The organism is Cupriavidus sp. UME77, assembly GCF_014170355.1.
GTDB lineage: Bacteria > Pseudomonadota > Gammaproteobacteria > Burkholderiales > Burkholderiaceae > Cupriavidus > Cupriavidus basilensis.
On record NZ_LZZU01000065.1, the window covers coordinates 38,928 to 63,014 of the forward strand.

Below are 24,087 nucleotides of genomic sequence, written 5' to 3' on the forward strand. Positions count from 1 at the left end.
AGCTGCTGCGATGCTATCCAGCCGCCATGGCAGCCGGCCCGAGTGATTGTTATGCCACGGGCGCCATCAGGGCACGAACCTGGTCCTCAAGATCTGCGATCCGCAGCTTCATGCCGGCTTGCGCGCTGATATCGCTGACGACGCCATACCAGCGATCGATCGCGCCATTCGCATCGATATGCGGCTGGGCACGGCTCAGCATGTGGCGCCAGCTGCCGTCCGGCCACTGGATGCGGAACCGGGTCGCGAATGGCTGGCCGCTCGGGATCCAGGCAAGCCACTCTGCCCGGATGCGCAACTGGTCGTCAGGATGGACCGTGGCACGCCAGGCGTCGATGCGGTCCTGCATGGCGCACCCTGCGCTGTCGCGGAAGTTCGGGCTGATATAGCACAGCGTGCCATCGGGTTCCGCCGCCCACGCAATATGGGGGCTCAGCTCGACCGAGCAGCGGAAATGCTCCTCGCTCTCCCGCAAGGCCAGCTCGGCCCGTTTGCGCGCCGAAATGCCGATGGCAACGAGGGAGACGCCAATCACGTCCCCGATGTCATCGTTGACGCGCTGGCCGACCACCAGGTAGACCTCGCCGTTCGCCGTAATCTCGCGCTCCATCGGAGAGCGCGTCTCCACGGCAAGCACGGCATGCGCCAGCGAGCAGACCGATCTGCCGGCTTCGGACATGCAGGCCGCGCAGAGCTGGGCGCCGACAAGGGCGTCCGCCTGGGTGCCGAACATTTCCGCATAGCGCCCGTTGACATGCACGTGCCGCAAGCGCGTGTCCAGGAAGCACAGGCCGACGGGCGCGCCGACATAGAGCGCCTCAAGCTGATGCAGGCGTTGATACGGCGAACGGTCCAACGGCCGCGGCTGCGGCGCGCGCAAGCCAAGCCGCTGGATAAGCGCGGGAATCCACTCCGGTTGCAGCGCCCGTGCCCACAGCCATCCCTGGCCGATGTCGCATCCCAGCTTGCGCAGTATCGTGGCATGCTCTTCGCGCTCCACGCCTTCCGCGACAACACGCATGCCGATGCTGTGGCCCAGCCCCACGATCGCCGTCACGATCCGGCGGCACTCCTGGTCGTCGACCATGCCGCGCACAAAGCTGGCATCGATCTTGATCTCGTCGAATGGCAGGGCATGCAGGCGTGTCAGGCTGGCATAGCCGGTGCCGAAGTCGTCCAGCGCGATACCGATGCCGAGCGCCTTCAGATCGTCGATGATGGCACGCGCGAGCTCCACATCCGTCTCCATGGCGCCCTCGGTGATTTCGATCTGTATGCGCTCCAGCGGGAATCCCGTCTGCGTGACGGCGTCCGCGATCAGCGCGACGACCGCCTTGTCGCGCAACTGCACCGGAGACACGTTGAACGCCAGCACAAAGCCCTGGCCCCAACGCACGGCCTCCCCGCACGCAGTGCGCACGATATGGGACGTCAGGCGATCGATAAGCCCGCACGACTCCGCGATCGATATAAAGGTGACGGGGGAAACCGGGCCCGTTGCAGGGTCCGTCCAGCGGGCGAGCACCTCGAAGCCGACGATGGCGCCGGTTTCGAAGCAGATCAATGGCTGGAATGCCGGCCGGAGCAAGCCGCCATCGAGCGCGGCTGCCAGTCTTGCGCAGGTATCGTCCGTGTCTCCCACTTTCATCCTCTCAGATACCGCCGGAAAACCGGATCGTGTCCTATCGAACGGCGCACCCATGGATCGGGCCCGGCCAACACCTGTGCCGGGCCGTGTTCCGTCAGGTTTGTTCCCTGACCGGGCGCTTGCAAGGCGTAGCGACCTTTTCGCCACTCCCCCCACTGGATATCGGCCAGCCTGACGGCAAATTGAGGTCTTGGCTGCCAGGGCAGCCCGGGGCGTGCGTGCGGCGCATCATCCCGGCGACCCTATCTGGCGCTAGCGGGCCGCCGCCTGCGGCTCCCGGCCCACGAAGATCCGCGTTGGCAGCACAAAGCCCCGCAGCGCCAGCATCTCCAGCGGCCCCTGCCCGACCTCGGTACGCATCAGGTAGCGCACCGGATAGGTCACGTCCGCCGCAACGGGCGCCTGGGCGCTGCGCGCGGTCAGGCTGTCGGGATCTTCGGCGAAGGTCCGGCCGTGCGCATCGGCCTGGCGCTCGGCAGTGGCCTTCGGCGCGCCTGGCCCTTCCAGCGCTTCCGACGCATCCAGCGCGTCCGGCTTCGCGTGCCACGTCAACTGGTAGTTCGCGCTATCCACCGGTTCGATGTGCGCCCGCTCCAGCATCCGCACCAGACCCCAGCGGCCGCCGAACTCGTAGCTCTTGCTGGTGCCCGCGCGCTCGGTCTGCCATTGCAGCCGGGTACCCGGGTCCTGCAGGTTCTTGCCCGGCCACGTCAGCGCCTGCCACGTCTCGCGCTGGTTGTAGTAATGCAGCGTCTGCCCATCGAGCGTCAGCAGCGTGTCGGTCAGGCCCGGGGTGGGGATCGGCTTGAACTCGAAGCGGTACTGCGGCTCGCCCTGCGCCAGCAGGTGCGCCGCCATGCGCTGCAAGGTATTGATCGCGTTGAGGAAGGCCGGATCGAAGGACTGCGCCTGCCCGCCGGTGGCCGCCGGCAGCCACTGATCGCCCTGCAGCTCGAGCACGCCCGCCAGCTGCGTGCCGAGGAAGGACCCGATCAAGCCGCTGTGCGGGCGCAGGAAGCGCGCCAGCTCAGCCAGCGAGGCATCGTTGGCGGTGTCCGCAAACGGATAGCGTCCGGCAAAGGAGCGGCTCCACGTCATCGCGATGCTTTGCCGCCACGCGTCGTTCAGGCTCGCCTGCGCCGGTTGCAGCACCGTCTGCGTGGCCTGCGCGATGGGCCGCACAAACAGCGTCTCGCCCATGCCCGCCCACTGGCTGCCGAGGCTGGCCGCCATCAGTTGGGCATAGGCCTGGGTATCGGCCAGTTCCGAGCCCTTGCCCTGGAACAGCGCCTGCGCCATCTGGCGGGCCTGCGCATCGGCATCGGCGCTGTTGCCGACCTGCTGCAAGCGCAGGCGCAGTGCCGTTGCGCGGTCGAGGAACCGTTGCAGGCTCAGGTCACCGCTGGTGCCAGCGTTGGTGCCAGCGTTGGCGCTGCCAAGCTGGCCCTGCGCCACCAGCCGCAATACCGGACCAAAGGCCGCGCCCAGCGGCCCCGCCGCGTCCGGCTTTGCCACCTCGGGCCCCGCCGGCTTCTTGCCCAGCAGATCCTGCGTCTTGGCCACCAGCGTATCGGACAGCGAGTCCTTGCGAGCGCCAGCGCCACCCTGGTACTCGAGCGACTTCATCAGCGCGATGACGGGCGACTGGCGCGCGTCGGCCATCAGCTTGAGCTGCCCGATCGCGGCCGGCAGGGTCGGCGCCGGCTCCCATTGCAGGCTGTTCATGAAGTCCTGCCAATGCTCCGCGTAATCGGCGAAGTACTGCTCGGTCAGGGCCGTCTGCAGTGCTTCGGCCGAACGGCTCTCAGTCTGCAACGGCGGCTTGCCGTCGGTCAGCACCCAGTCATTGGCGATCTCCGTGCGCCTGGCGGCCTGTTCGATCGCCGAGGCCACATAGCCCTCATAGGCCTGGCGGGTGAAGACCCCGGGCACGATGGCAGTGGCGCGCACCAGCCCCCGGGGATCGGTGCCGGCGGTCAGCGCCGCCAGGGTCTGGTCCGGATACTTGCTGCCAGCGTGCTCGCCAAAGGCCTGGATCACACCCCGATAGACGGTGTCCTCCGCATTGCGCTCGCCGATCACGGCCAGCAGCGTCTGGCGGGCCCCGGCGACCAGTTCGGGCCGCGGCTCGATGCGCCCGGCCGGGTTGGCCGGGTTCGCATTCAGGTGCTCCGCATAGAACTTGAGCAAGCGCTCGGCGACGTCCTGCCGCTCGCCCGGGGTCATCCGGGCGTCGGTCGACCAATGCTGCACCAGTTGCGGGGCCAGGAACGAGGGTTCGGCACGCTCCGGGTTGGCCAGCATCAAATAGGTCTTGAGCGCCTGATGGCCGCTCAGCGCCACCCGGTTGGTCGTCTCATCCAGCACCGTGGTGCGCAGTTGCGCAAGATCCACCAGCGACGCCTCCAGATCCCGCTGCACGGGCGCGACGAGCAACTCGCGGCTGGCCTGCGCGTAGGGCTTCCACAGCGCGGCAAGGACCGCCGGATCGCGATTCAGGCCAAAGCGGGTCGCAAGCGGCGCATGATGCTGGGTACGGTACTCGTAGCGCTCGATCTGCTGCTGCAAGGCAAGGAGCGCGCGCAGGCGCGCAGCCGGGTTGGGGGCCGACTGAAAGTCATTCACGGATTGCCGGGCGGCGTGGATGTCCCGCCCGTTCAGCACGCCGGAGACCAGCATGCCCGCACTCCACAAGCCGATGGCCGTCAGGCCCACGATGGAAGCCACCGTGACCGGGTGCCAGCCAACGCGCTGCCCCGGCTGGCGGCGGGCGGCTTCGCCCAGGTAGTGCCAGAGCGGCAGGTCGATGCTGCTCTGCACGCTCGCATCGCCGGCGACAGGCCGTGGATACGGCGCAAAGACGATGCCCTCCACGGCGATGCGCCGGCGCTGCCGGATCCCCAATCCGGCGATCCAGTCGGCGAGCGCTTTGCCGCGGGTATCGAGCCGCTGGGAAAGCTCTCCCATACAGCGGTCGCGGTTGCCCGCCATCAGCTGCGCGACCACGCGCTGCGCCAGTTGGTCGCGCAGCGTGCGCAGCGCGCCATCGATGGCGTCCGCGTCCGCCTGGCGCGGCAGTTCACAACTGATGACCGGCATGGGGCCGTGGCCCACCGTTCTCGCCTCCGCCACATCCAGCAGGTAGACCGGGGCGGACCAGCGCAGCAATTCGGCGATGCGCGCCAGGCGCATTCCATGGGGATGGGCGCCGCGGCGCTGCGTCTGCAGATCCGCGGCGCTGTCCGTTGTGAGAATCACCGCGTCCACCGGACGGCGGCGGCGTAGTCGGTAGAGTTGCTTGAGCCAGTCGGCGTCCGGCCAGCCCTCCTTGTTGGCCTTGCTCCATAGCAACACCGCGTCTGGGGTGATCAGCCAGCCTTGTTCTGCCAGTTCGGGCAGGAGGCGGGCGATGGCGGCGTCGTCGCCGGTGAGCAGCAGCCAGGGCTGGCGGTAGCGCCAGCGCAGGCCGTGTCGCTGCAGCAACTCCTGGCGAAATGGCCCCAGCAGACTCGGCTCCGATCGATTCCGGTCACCGATGGCGAGGATGCTCGCCTGTGTCGTACCAGCCGTCTCCGGTTTCCGGAAATCCAACCACCTGCCCAAGGTACGCAGGGCATCCCACCAGCGGGCCAGGCGATCCAACGACACCATAATGGCCAGCACAATGGCGCCAACAGCGACCACCGATAGCCAAAATCCTTGCGCTTCGAGCGTTTTGATACCTGCGTACTCGCCCCACATCAAAATAGCACCGGCGACTACCAGTGCGAGAACCAGTATCGCGGTCAGGTCGATTTGCAGCTTCTTCATTGTTCGGGAGATACGTTCATGCCCATGCTTTGGGCCCAATCGGGATACTTGATGCCCTCACAGGGGGCCAGGCCGCCAGTCGCACGGCGTTGTTAGACATCCATGTAAGACGCGTGCTGTGACGGTATCAGTCGAGGGCTCGGATCACAGCGGCAGACACAGAGGTCATCGCTCAGTGCGGCTTGTCGCCCGTCAGGCCCCGTCATTGACAGGCGTGGCCCGGCACAAACGATCCGTCCCATCGTTTTGCAGACTGGACACCACACCGGATCGCCCTCATAAGCCTGCTCGCGATCTCCCACCTTGTCATCCCGCCTCCCGCCCTCAACAGTTCCACCAGAGGTCGTCGCATCACCTCTCGTGATGTCGTAACGTTTTGTCAAAACCAACTCCTCGTTTGCCGTCTATCGGCCTGCATCGGTACGACAACCCTTTCCAGTTCGATGCAATTTGGCAACTCCGTCATCACCTCGGACGAATACGGTAGGGTCAATCCAGCCGCTTTTCGCGCGCTACCGAGCGCACGACTGCGGAATCCACACCGCCAGGCTGACCGGCAAAGACGATCTGACTTTGGACGTCACCGGATAGCGAACCCGCGGCGCAGGCTATCGCGAGCCAGGGTGCGGCAGTGCCGGCATGCCCGACGGTCTGGTCAAGGTCTGTTGGCCGCGCAGTCAGTCCAAGATGCACGGCGGCCTCGCGCAACACACCGGCCTGCGTTGCATCGAGGCCGGTCTGCCAGCCGCCGGGAATTTCCGCGGCAGCGATATCGCCCCATTTCACAGCATGCGACAAAGCGCCGTCCGACTGGTCGAACGGACCGCGTACCGGGCGATGCAGGCTTGCCTCTGACACCACTTGTAGCCCGCCGGCCTGTTCGCCTGGCATAAGAAGAAGCGCAACTCCCGCTTCCGCCGCACCGACGGGCGGCGTCTTGCTCAGCACTGGATACAGCTGAATGGCGACAATCAATCTCGCCTCGCGCCCTTCGCCGCCAGCAAGCTGATCAAGCCAACCGTCGAGAACATCGAGGCCGGCGGGTTCAGTCTCCTCGGAGAGGCGCATATCTCGAAGCTGATGTTCTCGCCAGCACGCTTGCCAGAGCGCCACATGATCCTTGCGAAGCAATCCTCCCGACACCCATAGACAAACGCTAAGATCAACCCGCGACGGCAAGGACTGGATGCGGTTGGCAAGATCGGCAAGTAGTTCCGAATATAACCATCGTGTCACCTCGCGATGACGGCGAGCGTCTGCCTCCTTTCCACCAGGACCAAGCGGTACGCCAGGCACCACCAGCCAGCGAGCCTTTGTGGGTCCGCTGTCGCTGGCGATCGGCTTTTGGGTCTCCAGCGTGACCTTACCTGACAGTATGGTGCGCGTTGCATTTTCGCTCTGGTCCGACGAAAAACGATGGGCCGCACCGAGCAGGGCCAAGGGACGCGCCGCCAAGGCAAAGACACGCTCGTTGTACCTGCGAATCACTTCGTTGCGCATCAGAACGTCAAGTCTGTGGCCCTCATGATGGCTATACCGGCGCAGTACTATCCACGCAGGTATCCCCACCGGGAAAAGGATCAGGCTTGCCCAGAATTTCCACGTATGCGTAGGCAGATCTCTCGGCCATGACAGCAGGATCGCGATTGCGCACGCCAGCGCCATGACGAGAAACACGATCGTCCAGATCAACAGCGACGGCGGATCTCCAGGCTCCGGCTCTTCCTTCGGCAAAAGCGAGAAATCAACAGCCATGGCACCCCGCGCAGCGCGGACCGAGATTGGATTTCAATTCGTTCACTGCTCTGTTCTCCTGTTAAGTTAATGGCTTGGGGGGGATGTCAGAATCCGTTTGGACGCGGGCGCAAGGTTCGCGAGACCACGTCCCAGAACGCAACGGCTTCGCCCTCGGTCAGCGATGCCTTTTCGATAGGATCGCGTAGCACTTTGTTGTGCGAACCCGTATCCAGTTTCAAAATGACCAGGGGCGTTTGCGCACTGCCGATCCTGGAATTCGCCTCCAGCACCAGATGGTGTCCAGGCACACCGCGCGTAGTTATCGCTGCCATCAGCCATTCCTCTGCCTGCAATCCAGGCAAGTCCACCGGGCCCTTTCGAATCGTGCGGCCCTCTCTTTCCTTGAGCGCCGCGTTGATGCTGTCGCCGCGTTGCAGCAGCGTGGTTGGTTCTTGAATATCGGAATCCGTATTCATAACCACACGCACGTCGATCTTGTCATGCAGCACGAAATGGCTCCAGATTTTTTCAGTGGCACCTGCCTTGCCCGGCAGGAACCCACCAAAAAAGCACACCCCGGGTTCGGACGGAATTTCACTTTCCGGGCGGCCACGCACGCGCTTCAGCAGGTCGAATACGCGGGCGCGCAGTTCCGGAACGATGTTCTTGGGAGTGATTAGCTCGACAAGCGAGTCATTGGTTCGATCCAGGTTGGTGTAATCCCACCCCTCCGTTCTCGTCTTGATCTGAAAGCCCCGGTCCCACTTGTAAGCTTCGATGACCCGGCTGGCTGGATGAGCAAGAGCATCGCCCCGATGAATGAAATATCTTGTAGCTGCACCCGACACCTCACCGCTTGCATACAGAAACGGGTAAGCATCGGCACTCCTGGTGCCCTTCAACTCCGCTTCGCGCGAGGCGACCTCCCGCTGAAACTGATCCTCCGGCATTGCCGTCGCCTCAAGAGGAACCTGGTCTACCGTGATGTTTCCAAACACAAAGACATCGGCGGGCATGTCAATCAGGTAGCGTCCCACGCAGCGTGGGCCGAGATTGACGGTCAGTTCGTTCACGGTGTTTTTCTCCTCTTGCGTCAATGGCTTGGACGGATTGCTGGCAGTCAGGCATAGCGCGAGACATGCGATGGCCAACGTGGTTGCGCTCCTCATGCCTTGTCCGACCATAGGCGTAGAGCCATCAACTGGCAGCAGTGAAGAATCAACGACCCTATGCGAAACACCATCCGTCAGAATCCGTTTGGACGCGGGCGCAAGGTTCGCGAGATCACGTCCCAGAACGCAACGGCTTCGCCCTCGGTCAGCGATGCCGTCTTCTCAATACGATCCTGCAGTACGTTGTTGTAAGAACCCGTATCCAGTTCCAAGGTGATCAAGGGCGTTTGCGCACTGCCGATCCTGGAGTTCGCCTCCAGCGCCAGATGGTGTCCAGGTACATCTCGCGTGGTCATCCCCGCCATCAGCCATTCCTCTGCCGGCAAGCCAGGCAAGTCCACCTGCCCCTTTCGAATCGTATGGCCTTCGCTTTCCTTGAGCGCCGCGTTGATGCTGTCACCGCGTTGCAGCAGCGTGGTTTGCTCTCGAATATCGGAATTCGTCTCTAGACCGACACTCACGTCGATCTTGTCATGCAGCACGAATTGGGTCCAAAGGTTTTCCGTGGCACCAGCCTTGCCCGGCAGGAACCCACCAAAAAAGCATACCCCGGGCTCGGACGGAATCTCACTTTCCGGGCGGCCGCGCACGCGCTTCAGCAGGTCGAATACGAGGGTGCGCAGTGCAGGAACGTTGTTCTTGACGGTCATCTTCTGAACAAGCGAGTCATCGGTTTGATCCGGGTTGGTGTAATCCCACCCTTCCACTCTCATCTTGATCTGGAAGCCTCGGTCCCACTTGTAAGCTTCGATGACCCGTCCGCCCGGATCAGTATGTACTTCGCCCCGATGAATGAAATATCGCGTAGCCGCGCCCGACACCTCACCGCTTGCATACAGAAACGGGTAAGCATCGGCACTCCTGGTGCCTTTCAGCTCCGCCTCGCGCGAGGCGACCTCCCGCTGAAACTGATCCTCCGGCATCGCCGTCGCCTCAAGAGGAACCCTGTCCACCGTGATGCTTCCAAACACAAAAACATCGGCCGGCATGTCAATCAGGTAGCGTCCCACGCAGCGCTGGCCGAGATTGGCTGTCAGTTCGTTCACGGCTTTGTTCTCCTCCTGCGTCAATGGCTTGGACCGATTGCTGGCTGTCAGGCATAGCGCGAGACATGCGATGACCACCGTGGTTACCCTCCTCATGTCTTGTCCGACCATAGCCGTAGAGCCATCAACTGGCAGCAGTGAAGAATCAACGACCTTATGCGAAACACCATCCGTCAGAATCCGTTTGGACGCGGGCGCAAGGTTCGCGAGACCACGTCCCAGAACGCAACGGCTTCGCCCTCGGTCAGCGATGCCTTTTCAATAGGATCGCGTAGCACTTTGTTGTACGAGCCCGTATCCAGTTCCAAGGTGACCAAGGGCGTTTGCGCACTGCCGATCCTGGAGTTCGCCTCCAGCGCCAGGTGGTGTCCAGGCACACCTCGCGTGGTTATCCCCGCCATCAGCCATTCCTCTGCCGGCAAGCCAGGCAAGTCCACCGGCCCCTTTCGAATCGTGCGCCCCTCTCTTTCCTTGAGGGCAGCGTTAATGCTGTCACCACGTTGCAGCAGCGTGGTTTGCTCTCGAATATCGGAATCTGTCTCAAAAACGATGCGCACGTCGATCTTGTCATGCAGCACGAATTGGGTCCAAAGGTTTTCCGTGGCACCAGCCTTGCCCGGCAGGAACCCGCCAAAAAAGCACACCCCGGGTTCGGACGGAATCTCGCTTTCCGGGCGGCCACGCACGCGCTTCAGCAGGTCGAATATGCGGGCTCGCAGTTCCGGAACGATGTTCTTGGGAGTGATGAGCTCGACAAGCGAGTCATTGGTCTGATCCGGGTTGGTGTAATCCCACCCTTTTGTCTGCATCTTGATCTGGAAACCCCGATCCCACTTGTAAGCCTCGATAACTCGTCTACTTGGATCGGCAAGAACATCACCCCGATGAATGAAATATCGCGTTGCCGCGCCCGATACCTCACCGCTTGCATACAGAAACGGGTAAGCATCGGCACTCCTGGTGCCCTTCAACTCCGCCTCGCGCGAGGCGACCTCCCGCTGAAACTGATCCTCCGGCATCGCCATCACTTCAATAGGAACCCGGTCCACCGTGATGCTTCCAAACACGAAAACATCGGCCGGCATGTCAATCAGGTAACGTCCCACGCAGCGTGGGCCGAGATTGGATGTCAGTTCGCTCACGGTTTTGTTCTCCTCTTGCGTTAATGGCTTGGGCGGATTGCAGGCTGTCAGGCATAACGCGAGACATGCGATGGCCACCATGGTTGCTCTTTTCATGACTTGTAGGCCATCGAGGTCTTCGCAACACCACAGGCAATCTTGGTGATCGCCCAAAGGGCAAAGAGCTGTTGAGGCCTGTTCTTGTACGCACCTTCGTGATCGACGCCCGGATATGACACACAAGCCTTGACTCTTCGGCCTGGGGCTGCGCCGGATCGGATTGGTACCGTGCCATCTCCGTTCTCGCCGGCACCCTTCAAAATGAAGCTTGTCGCCAACGGTCTGCCGCCAGAGTGCTGGTTTACTGTCTGCTCACCCCTCCCCGGATCGTGCAAGACCTGTCCGGCCGTGAGATCGTCAACTTTGGGATACGCATCGAACAGCCGGAGAGCACTGGAGATCCTCCGCTCCCAGACCACGTCTCCCCAAGTTTTATGACTCGGATCGTCCCCGTAGAATGCATATGTGGTTGCGTGGTACTTTCTGCTGATTTTTGTCTGGAATTTTTCTACTTCGTCCCGAATCAAATCCACAAATCCGATCCAGTCCCGATCAATCGTCACCTTCTTCGGATCCAGCGGATTGATCAGCTTGTCATCGCAAAGGCCCCACCACTTGCCACGGACGGTATAGATCTCCTTGTACGGGTCAGCCTTGGGCAAGCCGACCGTATTTTTGCCGTCTTTCAGCTTGAGCCAACCCATCCCGTACTCCGGGCTGGGCAACAACTGCAGGGGCCCGGGTGATTGGGCGAACACGGCAGTCATCTCCGCGGCATTGGCGCCCAATGCGATCCCAGCCGGCATTTCCGTGCCTGCCTTCACCCGTTTATAGGCTGTAGCCGAACCCGTGGCGGGCATGACGCCGTGCACGATCCCCAGCACGCTCTTGTTGCCCCCCATCAGTTCGGAGTAGTAGCGAGAAACCAGGCCGCCCATCGAATGCGTCACGATGATCACGTAGTCGCACATATAGCCCTTGCTCCGGTAGTACGCCATGAACTCCTGGATCTTCCCGTCCAATCGCTTTGCAGACTCTGCATTCGATTGGAGCCAGTTGTAACCTACGGCATGCAAGGGGAGCTGATATTTATACGAGAGTGCTACCTCATCGTGGGTTAGTAACTCAACGCCGGGTGCATTTGCCACAAGTGTCTTCATCAGGCGCGCGCGCTCGCCCGTCTTGCACTGATCGGCGTCGTTGAGCGCGTTCTCGAGCCAGGGCAGAAACGTGCCATAGCTCATGAAGCCGACCTCACCCCACCCGCGGCGCTTCAGTTCGGCATCGTTCTGGCGCGTGCCTTGTGGGATGGTTCCATTAGCAAAGACTCGGGTCTTTTTAGGATCAAGGACCCGTTTTCGCTTGTCTGGACTTCCATTCGCCCACTTCGTCAGTACGCTCGCCGACCCATTTACAAGCCAAACGGGTTCCTCGTTGTCATCCATCAAGTTCGTGCCCATCACACCCGGCACAAAAATCACGGGTATGATCCTGTCGGGCACCATGTGACATACAGCAATGCTGTCGTCGGACGGCGACATGACGGACGAGTAATGCACCGATCCATCATCGGCTATAGCGGGTGGGATTACGCGTTCAACGGTGGCCATACGAAGTTGCTCCGGTTTGCATCTGCGTGGTTGTGGTTGTGAAGGTGCACTGCATGCCTACAGCCATTCATTCCGGATCGATGCGCAGGCGCAGTCCATCCACGAAAAGACTCTTTTGCAGCCCCGTCTTCCCTTCGGCATCGGTGGTGCCACGGATCACACTGCCGTCTTCGCGAATGATGGAGAACGCGCGATGGCTGACGGGCTGGCCATCGAAGGGCCATTTGAGCGCGTATTGCTCATCAAAGTCAGCGTGCTTCCACGTATTCATCGATTCGGCGAGCGAAGCCGGCCCCTGACGGCTGAACGCGGCCGACTTGATGGTCCGGTCCCCGCGCGTGCCGTCCTCTATGCCCGTGGACGACAGGCGAAGATAGGAGCCACCACACTTGAGCAGCAGTTCCTCCTTGGCCTCGATCACGACGCGCCCGTTTGCACTGCTGATCGTCATGTTCTTGTCCGACAGCAGGCGCATCTCATCGCCCTGGGCCCGGATCTCGACCTTGCCCTTTGCTGCAAACAGCTTGATGCCGAGCTTCTGCGCGAACACGGATACCCGTTCGCCTGCCGCAACCGTAAAGCGCTTGAGCACGCTGATGTCGGCATGACCGCCAGCGGTGGCGATCAGGTTCTGGGCGGCCGTCAGTTGCAAGTCGGAGCCCGAGGCCAGCGCCACGCCCGCTGGTGCGCTGACAAGTATCCCGGCCTTGTTTAGCGCCGTCAGCGTATCGCTGAGCAGGGCCTTCTGCCGGTTGTAGTCCGCTGCTACCGCTTGCGCCGCATTGGCAGCCGAGGCCAGCGCTTCGCTTTGCTGGAGAGCTTGCTGCAGCAGGTTCTGCGCCGCCTCCATATCGAGCTGCTTCCCACCTGCATTCGGCTGGTCATCCGCAGAAATGAACAGCCCCTTGCCACCCCGGATTGCACCCCAGGCCGAGGTACGCAACTCAAAGCCCTCACCGCGCTTCTGCCGTTTGCCAGTGGCCATATGCCCCAGGGTCAGCTGGCTTTTGCCCGAATGCTCGGTGGAGAGCTGTACGTGTTCCTCGTCCTTCCAGTCTTCAAGGTCGAATAAGTTGCCACTCTGTGTCTGGATGAGATTGCGCGACAGCAACCGGTCCTGGCTGGTGATCAGGTCCCGATGCTGGCTGTTGTGGTGGAAGTGAGCGATGTACGGCTTGTTCGGATTGCCGTCGATGAACGCGATCGCCGCCTCGGTTCCGTCCATCACCGGGAAGTGAAAGCCGGTCTGGTGGGACCCGGCGAACGGCTTGGCCAATCGCAGCGGCACGCTCTCGCAGCCCTTTGGCCATGATGTATCGAAGTCCAGGTCGAAGCGGACCGTGTAGTGGCCCGCCTGCGTCAGGTAGGCATATTTGTACTGGCCCGGCGAGGTCACGCGGGCGCTCAGCGTGCCGTGGATCCTGGGCCATTTGTCTTCAGCGAGCGGCAGCCGGAAGCGCCGGTCCGAGGGGATGGCCTTGAAGGTGTTGCGGTACGCCGCATCGCGCCCGCCGCTGTGCCTGACCTCGATGATCACCAGCCCGTTGGGCGCGTCGGGCAGCACCCGGTCCATGCGCAGGATACGCGATGCTTGCAGTTCCAGCACATTGCTTGCGCCCTCGTAGATCAGTTGCCAGGCGATCGCGGCCTCGTGGCGCAGTTGCGCCTCCCATTTGGCGCCGTCCTTGTCCAGGTGATGGCTTCCATAGACATAGGACTGGCCGTAGGTGGTCTTGTCCTTGCGGGCGATGTTCGCCTCGGCCTGGATGCGCTCCCAGGACTGCTCGGGGTTGTAGTCTGCGACGAGGACCGATTCCGGCACCGTCCGCGCATGGGACTTGAGATCGGTCACGGCCTCGACGCCGGATTCCAGCCCCGCCGTTTCGCGGTACGGCACCCGCAGCTCCGGCAGATAGATGTAGTGGTCGATGTCGTCGCCAAACACCGCCATCTCGCCGAACTTGCCCAGGAGGAAATAGCAGTAGAGGCCTTCCTGCTCCATCAGCAGCCGGATGTAGTCCCAGTCAGACATCTGGTACTGGAGGCGGAACTTGTGCTGCGGATACTTGCGGCGCGTCTTGAGGAGAAACTGATGACCCCGCAGGCCATGCCGGCGCAGGATCGCCTCGATGATCTGCGGGGCGGTCAGGTGCTGATAGACGCGGCTCGCGCGCGTGAGCCGCAGCCGCGCGACCAGCGGCTCGACCACGATCTCGTAGGCGCAGAAATCATGGGTCTGCCTGGTCTCGGAGAAACCCGTGATGCAGCCCCCGAACTTGCGCGGCGCCGTGCCGTCGCCAGGATCGATCAGGAATCCGGCATCTTTGCCGAGATAGTCGGCCCGATCGAGCGGCAACGGGTGCGTCAGCAGGATCGTCACGGTGTACGTGTCGCCCAGGCGTTCCACCGCCTCGAACGACACCACCGACAGTTCGGCGGCGCTGGCCGCGCCGGGCACCTCCAGGAAATACGCCTGGTGTGCACCACCGTAAGCGCGCCGTTGTTCAACCGGATCCGTCATGGTCTTCGCTCCGTTGTCAGCTTGATCGAACCTGACGCAGGACTCTAAACAGATTTTTTTATGACATAAATAGCATTATTACAATTGTTTAACAAAATATCACTTTTAGAGCAAATTCGTACTCGTCCTATTCATCTCAATGGACATCCATGCTATTAGCCACGGCGGCACGCCCTACGGATTGCATACGGATCGTTGCCGCGAGCATTGGGAATGCGTTGAACTGTGCGCTTGGCCCGCTGTGGGTACGGTGCTGTTGCCGCAGGCGACCGGGCGGTACCCCACATTGCCGCCGCCCTCACGATCGCCCCAACCTGCGCAATAGGGCTACACTGAAAACGAGACAACCCTCCGGAGCGCCATGATGGACGCCAATGGCCCTCAAAGCACCTTTCGTGGTCTTCCTCTGACCCCGGAACAGGATGCGGAAGTCAGGCACTACATCAAGAGGAAAAAGCAGCGCAGTGCGCCATGGGATACACCTGAGCTAGCCGCCATGCTTGCGGACATGCTGAGGCCGCCAAGCGTTGAGGACGAGGACTTCGAATCCCCCGCCGAAGAAGCCAACGCGGACGCCGAGCGCGCGGCGGCTTCTGTGGACGAGGCCATGGATCCGATCGAGGCCGGCGAGGAGCGGATGGCGGCCAGGGAATCCGAGGCGATGAAGGGCCCCAAGCATTGACTTGCAGGTGCGGCGTGCGCATTGCGGCTCCATGATCCGGGACGCGCACAAAAGAAGAGACAAAAAAGAGAAGAAAGACGAGAAGACAGCCCCCAGCGCAACGACTGGAACACAAGAATAAAGGGCATAGCATGGCGACCGTCGCGACATTCGACATCGAGTACACGCAGTTTCTCGATCCACAAGGTGAGCCGACCCAAGCGCTACCCGCATTTGCGCTCGATCCCGAGGCGCTTCTCCCGCTCTACCGGGCCATGGTGCTCACGCGCCAGTTCGACCTCAAGGCCATTGCGCTGCAGCGCACCGGCCAGATCGGCACGTTCGCCTCGGCGCTTGGCCAGGAGGCCGTCGGCGTCGGCGTTGCCAGCGCCATGCGCGCGCAAGACGTGCTCGTGCCGTCCTACCGCGATCACGCCGCGCAGTTCCAGCGCGGCGTCTCCATGACCGAGAGCCTGCTGTATTGGGGTGGCGACGAGCGCGGCAATGCGTTCGCGGCGGCGCCGCATGATTTTGCGAACTGCGTGCCCATCGGCAACCAGGTCTGCCACGCTGCCGGCATCGCCTACGCGATGAAGCTGCGCCGCGAGCCGCGCGCCGCGGTTTGCCTGCTCGGGGACGGCGGCACGTCAAAAGGCGATTTCTACGAAGGCATGAATATGGCGGGCGCCTGGCATGCGCCCCTTGTGCTGGTCGTCAACAACAACCAGTGGGCGATTTCCATGCCGCGCAGCCAGCAGACCGCCGCGCAGACGCTCGCGCAAAAGGCCATCGCGGCCGGTATCCCTGGCCTGCAAGTGGATGGCAACGATGTCGTGGCGGTGCGCCAGGTCACGCTCGAAGCGCTGGAGCGGGCGCGCAGCGGTGGCGGCGCCACGCTGATCGAGGCGATCACCTACCGGCTTGGCGACCACACCACGGCGGACGATGCCTCGCGCTACCGCGACAGCGAACAGGTCAGGCAGCACTGGCTGCTGGAGCCGGTGGCCAGGCTGCGCAACTATCTACTGCGCCTTGGCGCGTGGGATGCGGCACGCGAAGACGCGCTTGCCAAGGATTGCGCGGCGCAAGTGGCGGCCGCGGTGCAGGCCTACCTGGCAACGCCCCTGCCGGAAACGGCAGCGATGTTCGATTGCCTGTATGCCAGCCTGCCCAAGGCGCTGGCGGGGCAAGTGGCGACCGCGCATCGCTTTGCTCCGGGTGCCCGGGGCAAGGACAACGAAGACGAGAGCGAGCAGGATCATGGCTGAAATCAATCTGGTCGAAGCCGTCAACCAGGCGCTGGCCCATGCGCTGGAACACGACCCGCGCGTGGTGCTGCTCGGTGAGGACATTGGCGTGAATGGCGGTGTGTTTCGCGCCACGGCGGGGCTGCAAGCCCGGTTTGGCGCGGAGCGCGTGATCGATACGCCGCTGGCCGAGTCCGGTATCGCCGGGGCCGCGATCGGCATGGCGGCAATGGGGCTGGCGCCCGTGGCGGAAATCCAGTTCACCGGTTTTATCTACCCGGCCATCGACCACATCATCAATCACGCCGGCCGCCTGCGCCACCGCACGCGCGGCAGGCTGAGCTGCCCGATGGTGCTGCGCTCGCCTTATGGCGCCGGCATCCATGCGCCGGAGCATCACTCCGAAAGCCCCGAGGCGATGTTTGCCCATATCCCCGGCATCCGGGTGGTCATACCGTCCACCCCGGCGCGCGCCTACGGCCTGCTGCTGGCGGCCATGCGCGACCCCGACCCGGTGGTGTTCCTCGAACCCACCCGGCTCTACCGCCTGTTCCGCGAGGAAGTGCCGGACAGTGGCGAGGCGCTGCCGCTCGATACCTGCTTCACACTGCGCGACGGCGACGACATCACGCTGGTGAGCTGGGGGGCGATGCTGCAAGAGACGCTCGCCGCGGCTGACCTGCTGCTGGACGAAGGCATCGCCGCCGCCGTCATCGACGTCGCCACGCTCAAGCCGCTCGACATGGACACCATACTGGAATCGGTCACCAGGACGGGCCGCTGCGTCATCGTCCACGAGGCGCCCCGCTGCGCCGGCTTCGGTGCCGAGATCGCGGCGAACCTCGCCGATGCGGGGCTGTACTCGCTGGCGGCGCCGGTGCAGCGCGTCACCGGCTACGACACCGTGGTGCCGATGGCCAGGCTCGAGTACACGTACCTGCCCAGCGTGGCGCGGATTGCGGACGCGGCCCGCAAGGCCATGGCCGCCTGACGTTTTTCCGGGAGCGTTGATGAAGATCTTCAAGTTGCCCGACCTGGGCGAAGGCCTGCAGGAAGCCGAGATCACCGAATGGCACGTCAAACCCGGTGACACGGTGACGGCCGACCAGCCACTGGTTTCGGTCGAGACCGCCAAGGCGATCGTCGAGATACCGTCGCCCTATGCAGGGCAGGTCGCCAAGCTGTTTGCCCAGCCGGGCGAGATCGTGCACCTTGGCGCGCCGCTGGCGGGCTTCGAAGGCGCCGGCGGGCAAGAGGACGCGGGCGCGGTGGTGGGCGATGTCAAAGTCGGCACGCAGGTGGTCGCGGAAGCGCCCGCCGCCCTGTCCCGTGGCGGCGGCGCGGTGCGGGCCGTGCCGGCCGTGCGCGCCCTGGCGCGCCAGCTCGACGTGGACCTGGCGATGGTCACCCCAACGAGCGCGGACGGCATCATCAGCGCCGCCGATGTGCGCCGCGTTGCCGCGACGCTGGCGGACCTGGGGCCACCGGAAGTCCTGCGCGGCGTTCGGCGCGCCATGGCGCTGAACATGGCGCGCGCCCAAAGCGAGGTCGCCGCGGCGACCGTGATCGACGACGCCGATATCCATGCCTGGGCGCCCGGCACCGACACCACCATCCGGCTGGTGCGCGCACTGGTTGCCGGCTGCCGCGCCGAGCCCGGCCTCAACGCCTGGTATGAAAGCCAGACCGGACGCCGCCATGTGCCGGCGCGGATCGACGTGGGGATTGCGGTCGACCTGCCCGAAGGCCTGTTCGTGCCGGTGCTGCGCGATACCGGCAGGCGCGACGCGGCAGACCTGCGGCGCGGCCTGGACCGCATGCGCGCGGATGTGCGTGCGCGCACGATCGCCCCCGAGGAGATGCGCGGCAACACCATCACGTTGTCCAATTTCGGCATGATCGCCGGCAAGTACGCGGCGCCGATCGTGGTGCCGCCAACCGTTGCCATTCTGGGCGCCGGCCGTATCCACGATGCGGTGGTTGCAGCCGGCGGCATGCCCGTCGTGCACCGGATCCTGCCGCTCAGCCTGACCTTCGATCATCGGGTGGTCACAGGCGGCGAGGCCGCGCGCTTCCTGGCGGCCGTGATCGCGGACCTGGCGCTGGCGGCCTAGCCCGGGCAGCGCAGCAAGCGAGCGCGTGGGCGCTTTACTCCGCGCGGATCCTGGCTTCGGCCACGATCTTGGCGGAGCGCTCCATGTCCTCCTTCTCGAAGCGCGCGAAGTCTTCCGGCGTGCCTGGCGAGAGCAGGTAACCCTGCTCGGCCAGCCTGCCGCGCAGGTCGGACGCCAGCGCCTTGTTGACCTCGGCGTTGAGCCGCTTGGTCACATCGGCCGGCAGCTTGGCCGGGCCCCACAGGCCATACCACGAGTAGAACTCATAGCCAGGCACCGTCTCGCCAACGGTCGGCACGTCGGGCATGGAAGGCAGCCGGTCCTTGGAGGTCACCGCGACCACGCGCACCATGCCGCTCTTGTGATAGGACAAGGCGCCGAGCACGGGATCGATAAAGCCATCGATGGCGCCGCCGATCAGGTCCTGGTAAGCGGGCGCGGAGCCCTTGTACGGCACCACCAGGTAGTCGATCTTGCCGGCCCGCTTGAGCAGCTCCGTGGACAAATGCCCCGCGGACGCCTGCGAGCCAATCGCGAACGACATCTTGCCGGGATGCGCCTGCGCGTAGGCGATCAGCTCCTTGATGTTCTTCACCGGCAGGTTCTTGTTGACGGAGACTGCCAGCGGCCCCTTGCCGACCAGCGCGATCGGTGCGAAATCCTTGGTCACGTCGTAAGGCGACGATCTCAGGGTCATGGGCGTGGTGGTGAAGGTGGAGGCGCTGAACAACAGCGTGTAGCCGTCCGCCGCGCCCTTGGCCACCGCGTCGGCGCCGATGATGCCCTGGCCGCCGGGCCGGTTGTCGACGATAAAGCTCTGGCCGGTCTGCTCGGAGAGCTTTTGCGCCAGCATGCGGCCGACGGTGTCGGTGGGGCCGCCGGGCGGGAACGGAATGATGACGCGCACGGCTTTGTTGGGGTAGCCCTGCGCGAAGGCGCTGGCGGCGGCGCAGGCCAGCAACGCGCCGGCGGCCCTGCGGAAAATCCGGTGGAACAGCATGGTTTGTCTCCTGTCTCGACTGCAGGTGCGCCCTGGAGGGGCGCTCTTATTTCTTGTCCGTTTTCTTGTCCGTTCTCAAGGCTGCGCCAGCGCCGACATCTGCGCATACAGATCCGCCTTGCCCTCAAACCCGATGCCCGGCAGCTCCGGCATGGTGATATGCCCATCAATCACCGTCACGCCATCGGGAAAGCCGCCGTAAGGCTGGAACAGGTCGGGGTAGCTCTCGTTGCCGCCAAGGCCCAGGCCGGCGGCGATATTGAGCGACATCTGATGGCCGCCGTGCGGGATGCAGCGGCTTGGCGACCAGCCAAAGGTCTTCAGCACTTCCAGCGTGCGCTCGTACTCCACCAGCCCGTAGGACAGCGCGCAGTCGAACTGCAGGTAGTCGCGGTCCGGGCGCATGGCGCCGTAGCGGATCAGGTTGCGGGCGTCCTGGTGGCTGAACAGGTTTTCGCCGGTGGCCATGGCGCCGGGGTAGTACTCGGCCAGCGTGGCCTGCAGGTGGTAGTCCAGCGGATCGCCGGCTTCCTCGTACCAGAACAGCGGATAGTCGCGCAGCATCTTGGCGTAGGCGATGGCGGTGTCCAGGTCGAAGCGGCCGTTGGCGTCCACGGCGAGCTGCGCGTCCGGGCCGATTTCCTGCAGCACGGCCTCGATGCGCGCGCTGTCTTCTTCCAGGCTGGCGCCGCCGATCTTCATCTTGACCACGTTGTAGCCGCGCTTCAGGTAGGAGCGCATCTCGGCGCGCAGCGCGCCGAGGTCCTTGCCCGGATAGTAGTAACCGCCGGCAGCGTAGACGAACACGCGCGGGTTGGCGTTGACGCCGTGGCGCTCGGCCAGCAACTGGAACAGCGGCACGCCGGCGATCTTGGCCACCGCGTCCCACACGGCCATGTCGATGGTGCCGACCGCGACCGAGCGCTCGCCATGGCCGCCCGGTTTCTCATTGGACATGCTGGCGGCCCACACGCGGTTGGGGTCGAGGTTGGTGCCGGCGTCGTCCAGCAGCGATGCTGGATCGGCCGCCAGGATACGCGGCGCAAAACGCTCGCGGATCAGGCCGCCCTGGCCATAGCGGCCATTGGAGTTGAAGCCGTAGCCGATCACGCGCTTGCCGTCGCGAAAAGCGTCGGTCACCACGGCGACGAGACTGCTCGTCATCTTCGAGAAATCGATATAGGCATTGCGGATGGGCGACGAAATCGGCTTCGTCACTTCGCGGACGTCAATGATGCGCACGGACATGGCTTGTCTCCAGTGTTCTAGTGTTCCGGTGTTCAGGTATTCCGGTATTCCGGTATTCCGGTATTCCGGTATTCGGGGGTCGTTCGGTAATCAGCGAATCAGGCGGTTCGATACGTCGGCTGGCGGCGCTACAGCGAAGCACCGCCGCAAATCAGGATCTGCTGCCCGGTGATGGCGCCGGCATCGGGCCCGAGCAGGAAGCTCACCATCCCGGCCACTTCATCGGGCCGGATAAAACGCCCGATGGGCGGCGTGCGCGGCGGCGTGCCCTTGCGTCCCGGGTCGATCAGCATCGGGGTCTCGGTGGCGCCCGGCGCCACCACATTCACAGTGATGCCGCGTGGCGCCAGCTCCGCGGCCCAGGAGCGCGCCATGCCCACCACCGCCGCCTTGGTCGCGGCGTACTGGCTGCGCCCTGGCGCGCCCGCCGCCGTGCGGCTGCCGATCAGCACGATGCGCGCGCCATCCGGCAGCGTCGGCATCAGCGCGTTGGCCAGCACGCAGGCGGCTTGCACATGAATGCGCCACATGCCCTCGCCGTCCTCGGGCTTCAGCTCGCCAAGCACCGCCGTGCGCATGAATCCCGCGGCATGGACGATGGCGTCGACCTGGGGCAACGTGGCCACGGCGGCGGCAAGCCTCGCGGCATCGGTCAGGTCGACTTCGATCCCGTTGAAGCCCTCGGCGCTGGGTGCCGGCGAGCGGTCCAGCCCGGTCACGGTCCAGCCCGCCGACAGCAGCCGCCGGGCAATGGCCGCGCCGATACCGGAGCTGGCGCCGGTGACCAGGGCGTGCCTGGTCCGCGCCGCGGACGTGTCGTCGTCTTGCATGGATTGGCTCATCAAAGCCCCTTTGAATTGCATGGCCGGCGGCCCGCCCCTCGGCACGCTGGCCGCAGGGCAGGATGGCGCGCCGGTACAGGCCCGGATCAGACTTGGATCAGACGAGGTTCAGGCTCAGGCGGCCGCTCTCTGCGTCACGCCGGCGTGTTCCAGCGCGGCCTTGATCGCGGCCAGCTCGGTGGCCGACGGTGCGTGGGTCGGCGGGCGCACCGTGCCATCGCGCAGGATGCCGGCCAGCGCCATGGCGGCCTTCATGCGGCCATGGGCTTCGCCCGTGGGCTCGCCGGCGCCGTACACCGCATCCTTGAGCGGGTTGATCAGAGCCTGCACGCGCATGGCTTCATGCAGGTCGCCAGCCTTGACCGCCTTGAGCAGGTCATTGATCAGGCCGGGAATCAGCGAGGCAAAGCCGACCAGCGCGCCGTCGATGCCCTGCACCATCGACGACAGCAGATATTCGTCGTGGCAGGTCATCAGCACCTTGGTGGGATCGGCCGCGCGGATCTCCTTGATGTCGCGCGCATATTTGTTCATTTCGCGCTCGCCCATCTTGAAGGCCTTCACATAGGGCAGCTTGGCCAGTTCCGCGAGCAGCTCCGACGAGTAGGAGCCACGGGTCCAGGCCGGGTAGATATGCACCACCAGCGGCAGCCCGCTGGCCTTGCCGATGGCGTTGAAGTAGTCGAGACAATGCTCCGGCTTGAAGCCAAAGCGCAGCCAGTGATGCGGCGGCATGATATCGAGCCCGGCGGCGCCAGCTTCCTTGGCCCAGCCAGCTTGTTCCACGGCGTCGTTGATGCCTTCGCAGACCACTGACGAGATCACCGGGCAGATGCCCTGGGTGGCGTCGGCGGTGATGCGGGTCACTTCGGCGCGCTCGCGCGGCGTCAGCGAGAAGACTTCACCGGTATGGCCATTGGTCATCAACGCGGTCACGCCAGCTTGGCCGCCCAGCCACCGGGCAAAGCGGCGCAGCTCCGGCTCGTTGATGCTGTAGTCCGCATTGAAGGGAACTGCGATGGCGGGAATGATGCCGTGGAAATTGATATCAGGCACGTTCGTCTCCTGGTGTGGCTTGCGCTATTTGCGCGTTCGGTTGGGTATCAAGGTGGGCGGAATGAATCCGCCGGAGGGTTGCAGCGCACGGGCCAGCTCGGTAGCGGCATGCACTACCGCCGGGGCCGTGGTCGATTCGAAATCTTCAAGCGAGGTGTTCATGGCAGGTGCCGCCACGCTCAGGCCGGCAACCGGCACGCCGTCCACATCCAGCACCGGCGCGGCCACCACATAGAGGCCGGACACCGTTTCCTGGTCCGACAACGCATAGCCCTTGGCGCGCACGGTCTTGAGCCGATCGAGGATGGTGTCGAGCTCGGTGAGCGTGTGGTCGGTCAGCTTCTGCCGGGGCTGGGCGTCCAGCACGCGGGCCTGCATGTCCTGCGGCAGCCACGCCAGGATGGCGTAGCCCACGGCCGTGGAATAAGCCGGCACCCGGCTGCCGATGCGGATATCCACGCCAAGCCGCGTCAGCCCGGCCTGGATCCGTTCCGCGTAAAGCACGTCAGGGCCATCCAGCACGCCGATGGAAGCGGCTTCATTGATCTCCCCCACCAGCGCGCGCAGGATCGGCCTTGCCCGCGTGCGCAGGTCGGCATGGGCGATGGCGTCAAAGCCCAGGTCCAGCACCTTGAGCGACAGCCGGAACAGCCGCGTGTCCGGCACGCGCTGCACGTAGCCGATATCCACCAGCGTGTTGAGGAAACGAAAGGCCGTGGCATTGTCCAGCCCGGAGCGGCGCGCGACTTCCGCCATGGTGAGCTCGGGTTCCTGCGCCGTGAACGCTTCGAGAATGCGGAAGCCCTTCGCCAGCGACTGCACCGTGTTCTTGGATGCGTCGCCCGCGCTGCTCGCCTTCGATGCGGTCGGGACGGAGTTCTCGGTAGCCATGTCAATCTCCACTGTCAGTTCTTCGTTCTGGATGCAAACCCGGAATCGAGTTCGGATTCCGAATTTTAATTCGATGAACTGACGGAGGAAAGCCCTCGCTCAAGTTGGGTGGATACACACCGGCATTGCTGCCGTATCACCAAAAATTCGGATTGCGAATTTTTATTTGAATACTGGGGCTAAGAAAAAGTGCCAACCAACGGCACTTCTTTTACCCTGCCCAGCGCCCCTAAGACGCTCCTTTTATTCGGATTGCGAACTTGTATTCGCAATATGAAATATTCTAGACCTCGTTTACAGGAC

At 63.9% G+C, this 24,087-nt stretch carries 18 protein-coding genes; 4 read left to right on the forward strand and 14 right to left on the reverse strand.

Translation table 11 applies throughout. The features are described from left to right. Window positions 1-49: 49 nt before the first annotated feature. The 9 genes from A9975_RS26295 to A9975_RS26335 all read right to left on the reverse strand — a co-directional run bounded on the left by A9975_RS26295 (window position 50) and on the right by A9975_RS26335 (window position 14,725). Window positions 50-1,648: an EAL domain-containing protein gene (locus tag A9975_RS26295; RefSeq protein ID WP_183035306.1), complete on the reverse strand. Its 1,599-nt coding sequence runs from the start codon at window positions 1,646-1,648 to the stop codon at window positions 50-52. A 252-nt stretch (window positions 1,649-1,900) separates the two neighbouring features. Beyond that, window positions 1,901-5,458 carry an ImcF-related family protein gene (locus tag A9975_RS26300; RefSeq protein WP_183035307.1) on the reverse strand — a complete coding sequence of 1,186 codons (3,558 nt, stop codon included), beginning with the start codon at window positions 5,456-5,458 and terminating at the stop codon, window positions 1,901-1,903. A gap of 92 nt (window positions 5,459-5,550) precedes the next feature. Next, entirely contained in the window at window positions 5,551-5,841 is a 291-nt protein-coding gene (locus A9975_RS26305) for a PAAR domain-containing protein (protein WP_183035308.1), read from the reverse strand. Between the two features lie 106 nt (window positions 5,842-5,947). Then, window positions 5,948-7,213, reverse strand: a complete 1,266-nt coding sequence (locus A9975_RS26310) for a hypothetical protein (RefSeq protein ID WP_183035309.1) — start codon at window positions 7,211-7,213, stop codon at window positions 5,948-5,950. A gap of 86 nt (window positions 7,214-7,299) precedes the next feature. Beyond that, on the reverse strand, window positions 7,300-8,268 hold the full coding sequence (locus A9975_RS26315) for a T6SS immunity protein Tli4 family protein (RefSeq protein WP_183035310.1): 969 nt from the start codon (window positions 8,266-8,268) through the stop codon (window positions 7,300-7,302). A gap of 173 nt (window positions 8,269-8,441) precedes the next feature. Continuing rightward, entirely contained in the window at window positions 8,442-9,413 is a 972-nt protein-coding gene (locus tag A9975_RS26320; RefSeq protein WP_183035311.1) for a T6SS immunity protein Tli4 family protein, read from the reverse strand. Between the two features lie 173 nt (window positions 9,414-9,586). After that, the gene (locus A9975_RS26325; protein WP_183035312.1) at window positions 9,587-10,555 is read right to left on the reverse strand and encodes a T6SS immunity protein Tli4 family protein; all 969 of its coding nucleotides are present in this window, start codon (window positions 10,553-10,555) and stop codon (window positions 9,587-9,589) included. Between the two features lie 92 nt (window positions 10,556-10,647). Next, window positions 10,648-12,204: a triacylglycerol lipase gene (locus A9975_RS26330; protein ID WP_183035313.1), complete on the reverse strand. Its 1,557-nt coding sequence runs from the start codon at window positions 12,202-12,204 to the stop codon at window positions 10,648-10,650. 67 nt (window positions 12,205-12,271) lie between these two features. Next, complete coding sequence (locus A9975_RS26335; RefSeq protein ID WP_183035314.1) at window positions 12,272-14,725, reverse strand: type VI secretion system Vgr family protein; 2,454 nt, start codon at window positions 14,723-14,725, stop codon at window positions 12,272-12,274. Window positions 14,726-15,086: 361 nt separating this feature from the next. Between A9975_RS26335 and A9975_RS26340 the strand changes: the two genes are divergently transcribed. From A9975_RS26340 to A9975_RS26355, 4 genes are all read left to right on the forward strand, one after another. Beyond that, window positions 15,087-15,407, forward strand: a complete 321-nt coding sequence (locus tag A9975_RS26340; protein WP_183035315.1) for a hypothetical protein — start codon at window positions 15,087-15,089, stop codon at window positions 15,405-15,407. Between the two features lie 131 nt (window positions 15,408-15,538). Then, window positions 15,539-16,654 (forward strand): pyruvate dehydrogenase (acetyl-transferring) E1 component subunit alpha, encoded by a 1,116-nt coding sequence (gene pdhA / locus A9975_RS26345; protein ID WP_183035316.1) that lies wholly within the window; start codon window positions 15,539-15,541, stop codon window positions 16,652-16,654. Next, complete coding sequence (locus A9975_RS26350; RefSeq protein WP_183035317.1) at window positions 16,647-17,624, forward strand: alpha-ketoacid dehydrogenase subunit beta; 978 nt, start codon at window positions 16,647-16,649, stop codon at window positions 17,622-17,624. Before pdhA ends, A9975_RS26350 begins: the two co-directional genes overlap by 8 nt. Window positions 17,625-17,643: 19 nt before the next feature. After that, entirely contained in the window at window positions 17,644-18,747 is a 1,104-nt protein-coding gene (locus tag A9975_RS26355; protein WP_183035318.1) for a dihydrolipoamide acetyltransferase family protein, read from the forward strand. A 34-nt stretch (window positions 18,748-18,781) separates the two neighbouring features. On the opposite strand, the gene A9975_RS26360 is transcribed toward A9975_RS26355, so the two are convergent. The 5 genes from A9975_RS26360 to A9975_RS26380 form a co-directional block, all read right to left on the reverse strand. Further along, window positions 18,782-19,747, reverse strand: coding sequence for a tripartite tricarboxylate transporter substrate binding protein (locus A9975_RS26360; RefSeq protein WP_183035319.1), 966 nt, complete (start codon window positions 19,745-19,747; stop codon window positions 18,782-18,784). 75 nt (window positions 19,748-19,822) lie between these two features. Next, window positions 19,823-20,995 (reverse strand): mandelate racemase/muconate lactonizing enzyme family protein, encoded by a 1,173-nt coding sequence (locus A9975_RS26365; RefSeq protein ID WP_183035320.1) that lies wholly within the window; start codon window positions 20,993-20,995, stop codon window positions 19,823-19,825. Window positions 20,996-21,123: 128 nt separating this feature from the next. Then, window positions 21,124-21,825: an SDR family NAD(P)-dependent oxidoreductase gene (locus tag A9975_RS26370; protein ID WP_255503478.1), complete on the reverse strand. Its 702-nt coding sequence runs from the start codon at window positions 21,823-21,825 to the stop codon at window positions 21,124-21,126. Window positions 21,826-21,951: 126 nt separating this feature from the next. Further along, window positions 21,952-22,893 carry a dihydrodipicolinate synthase family protein gene (locus A9975_RS26375; RefSeq protein ID WP_183035322.1) on the reverse strand — a complete coding sequence of 314 codons (942 nt, stop codon included), beginning with the start codon at window positions 22,891-22,893 and terminating at the stop codon, window positions 21,952-21,954. 24 nt (window positions 22,894-22,917) lie between these two features. Beyond that, window positions 22,918-23,784 (reverse strand): IclR family transcriptional regulator, encoded by an 867-nt coding sequence (locus A9975_RS26380; RefSeq protein ID WP_183035323.1) that lies wholly within the window; start codon window positions 23,782-23,784, stop codon window positions 22,918-22,920. Window positions 23,785-24,087: the final 303 nt, after the last annotated feature.

Bases quoted from the DNA above. Each gene is read 5' to 3' on its own strand.
- A9975_RS26295 (WP_183035306.1), bottom strand. From the start codon at position 1,648: ATGAAAGTGGGAGACACGGACGATACCTGCGCAAGACTGGCAGCCGCG.
- A9975_RS26300 (WP_183035307.1), bottom strand. From the start codon at position 5,458: ATGAAGAAGCTGCAAATCGACCTGACCGCGATACTGGTTCTCGCACTG.
- A9975_RS26310 (WP_183035309.1), bottom strand. From the start codon at position 7,213: ATGGCTGTTGATTTCTCGCTTTTGCCGAAGGAAGAGCCGGAGCCTGGA.
- A9975_RS26330 (WP_183035313.1), bottom strand. From the start codon at position 12,204: ATGGCCACCGTTGAACGCGTAATCCCACCCGCTATAGCCGATGATGGA.
- A9975_RS26335 (WP_183035314.1), bottom strand. From the start codon at position 14,725: ATGACGGATCCGGTTGAACAACGGCGCGCTTACGGTGGTGCACACCAG.
- A9975_RS26340 (WP_183035315.1), top strand. From the start codon at position 15,087: ATGATGGACGCCAATGGCCCTCAAAGCACCTTTCGTGGTCTTCCTCTG.
- pdhA (WP_183035316.1), top strand. From the start codon at position 15,539: ATGGCGACCGTCGCGACATTCGACATCGAGTACACGCAGTTTCTCGAT.
- A9975_RS26350 (WP_183035317.1), top strand. From the start codon at position 16,647: ATGGCTGAAATCAATCTGGTCGAAGCCGTCAACCAGGCGCTGGCCCAT.
- A9975_RS26355 (WP_183035318.1), top strand. From the start codon at position 17,644: ATGAAGATCTTCAAGTTGCCCGACCTGGGCGAAGGCCTGCAGGAAGCC.
- A9975_RS26360 (WP_183035319.1), bottom strand. From the start codon at position 19,747: ATGCTGTTCCACCGGATTTTCCGCAGGGCCGCCGGCGCGTTGCTGGCC.
- A9975_RS26365 (WP_183035320.1), bottom strand. From the start codon at position 20,995: ATGTCCGTGCGCATCATTGACGTCCGCGAAGTGACGAAGCCGATTTCG.
- A9975_RS26370 (WP_255503478.1), bottom strand. From the start codon at position 21,825: ATGCAAGACGACGACACGTCCGCGGCGCGGACCAGGCACGCCCTGGTC.
- A9975_RS26380 (WP_183035323.1), bottom strand. From the start codon at position 23,784: ATGGCTACCGAGAACTCCGTCCCGACCGCATCGAAGGCGAGCAGCGCG.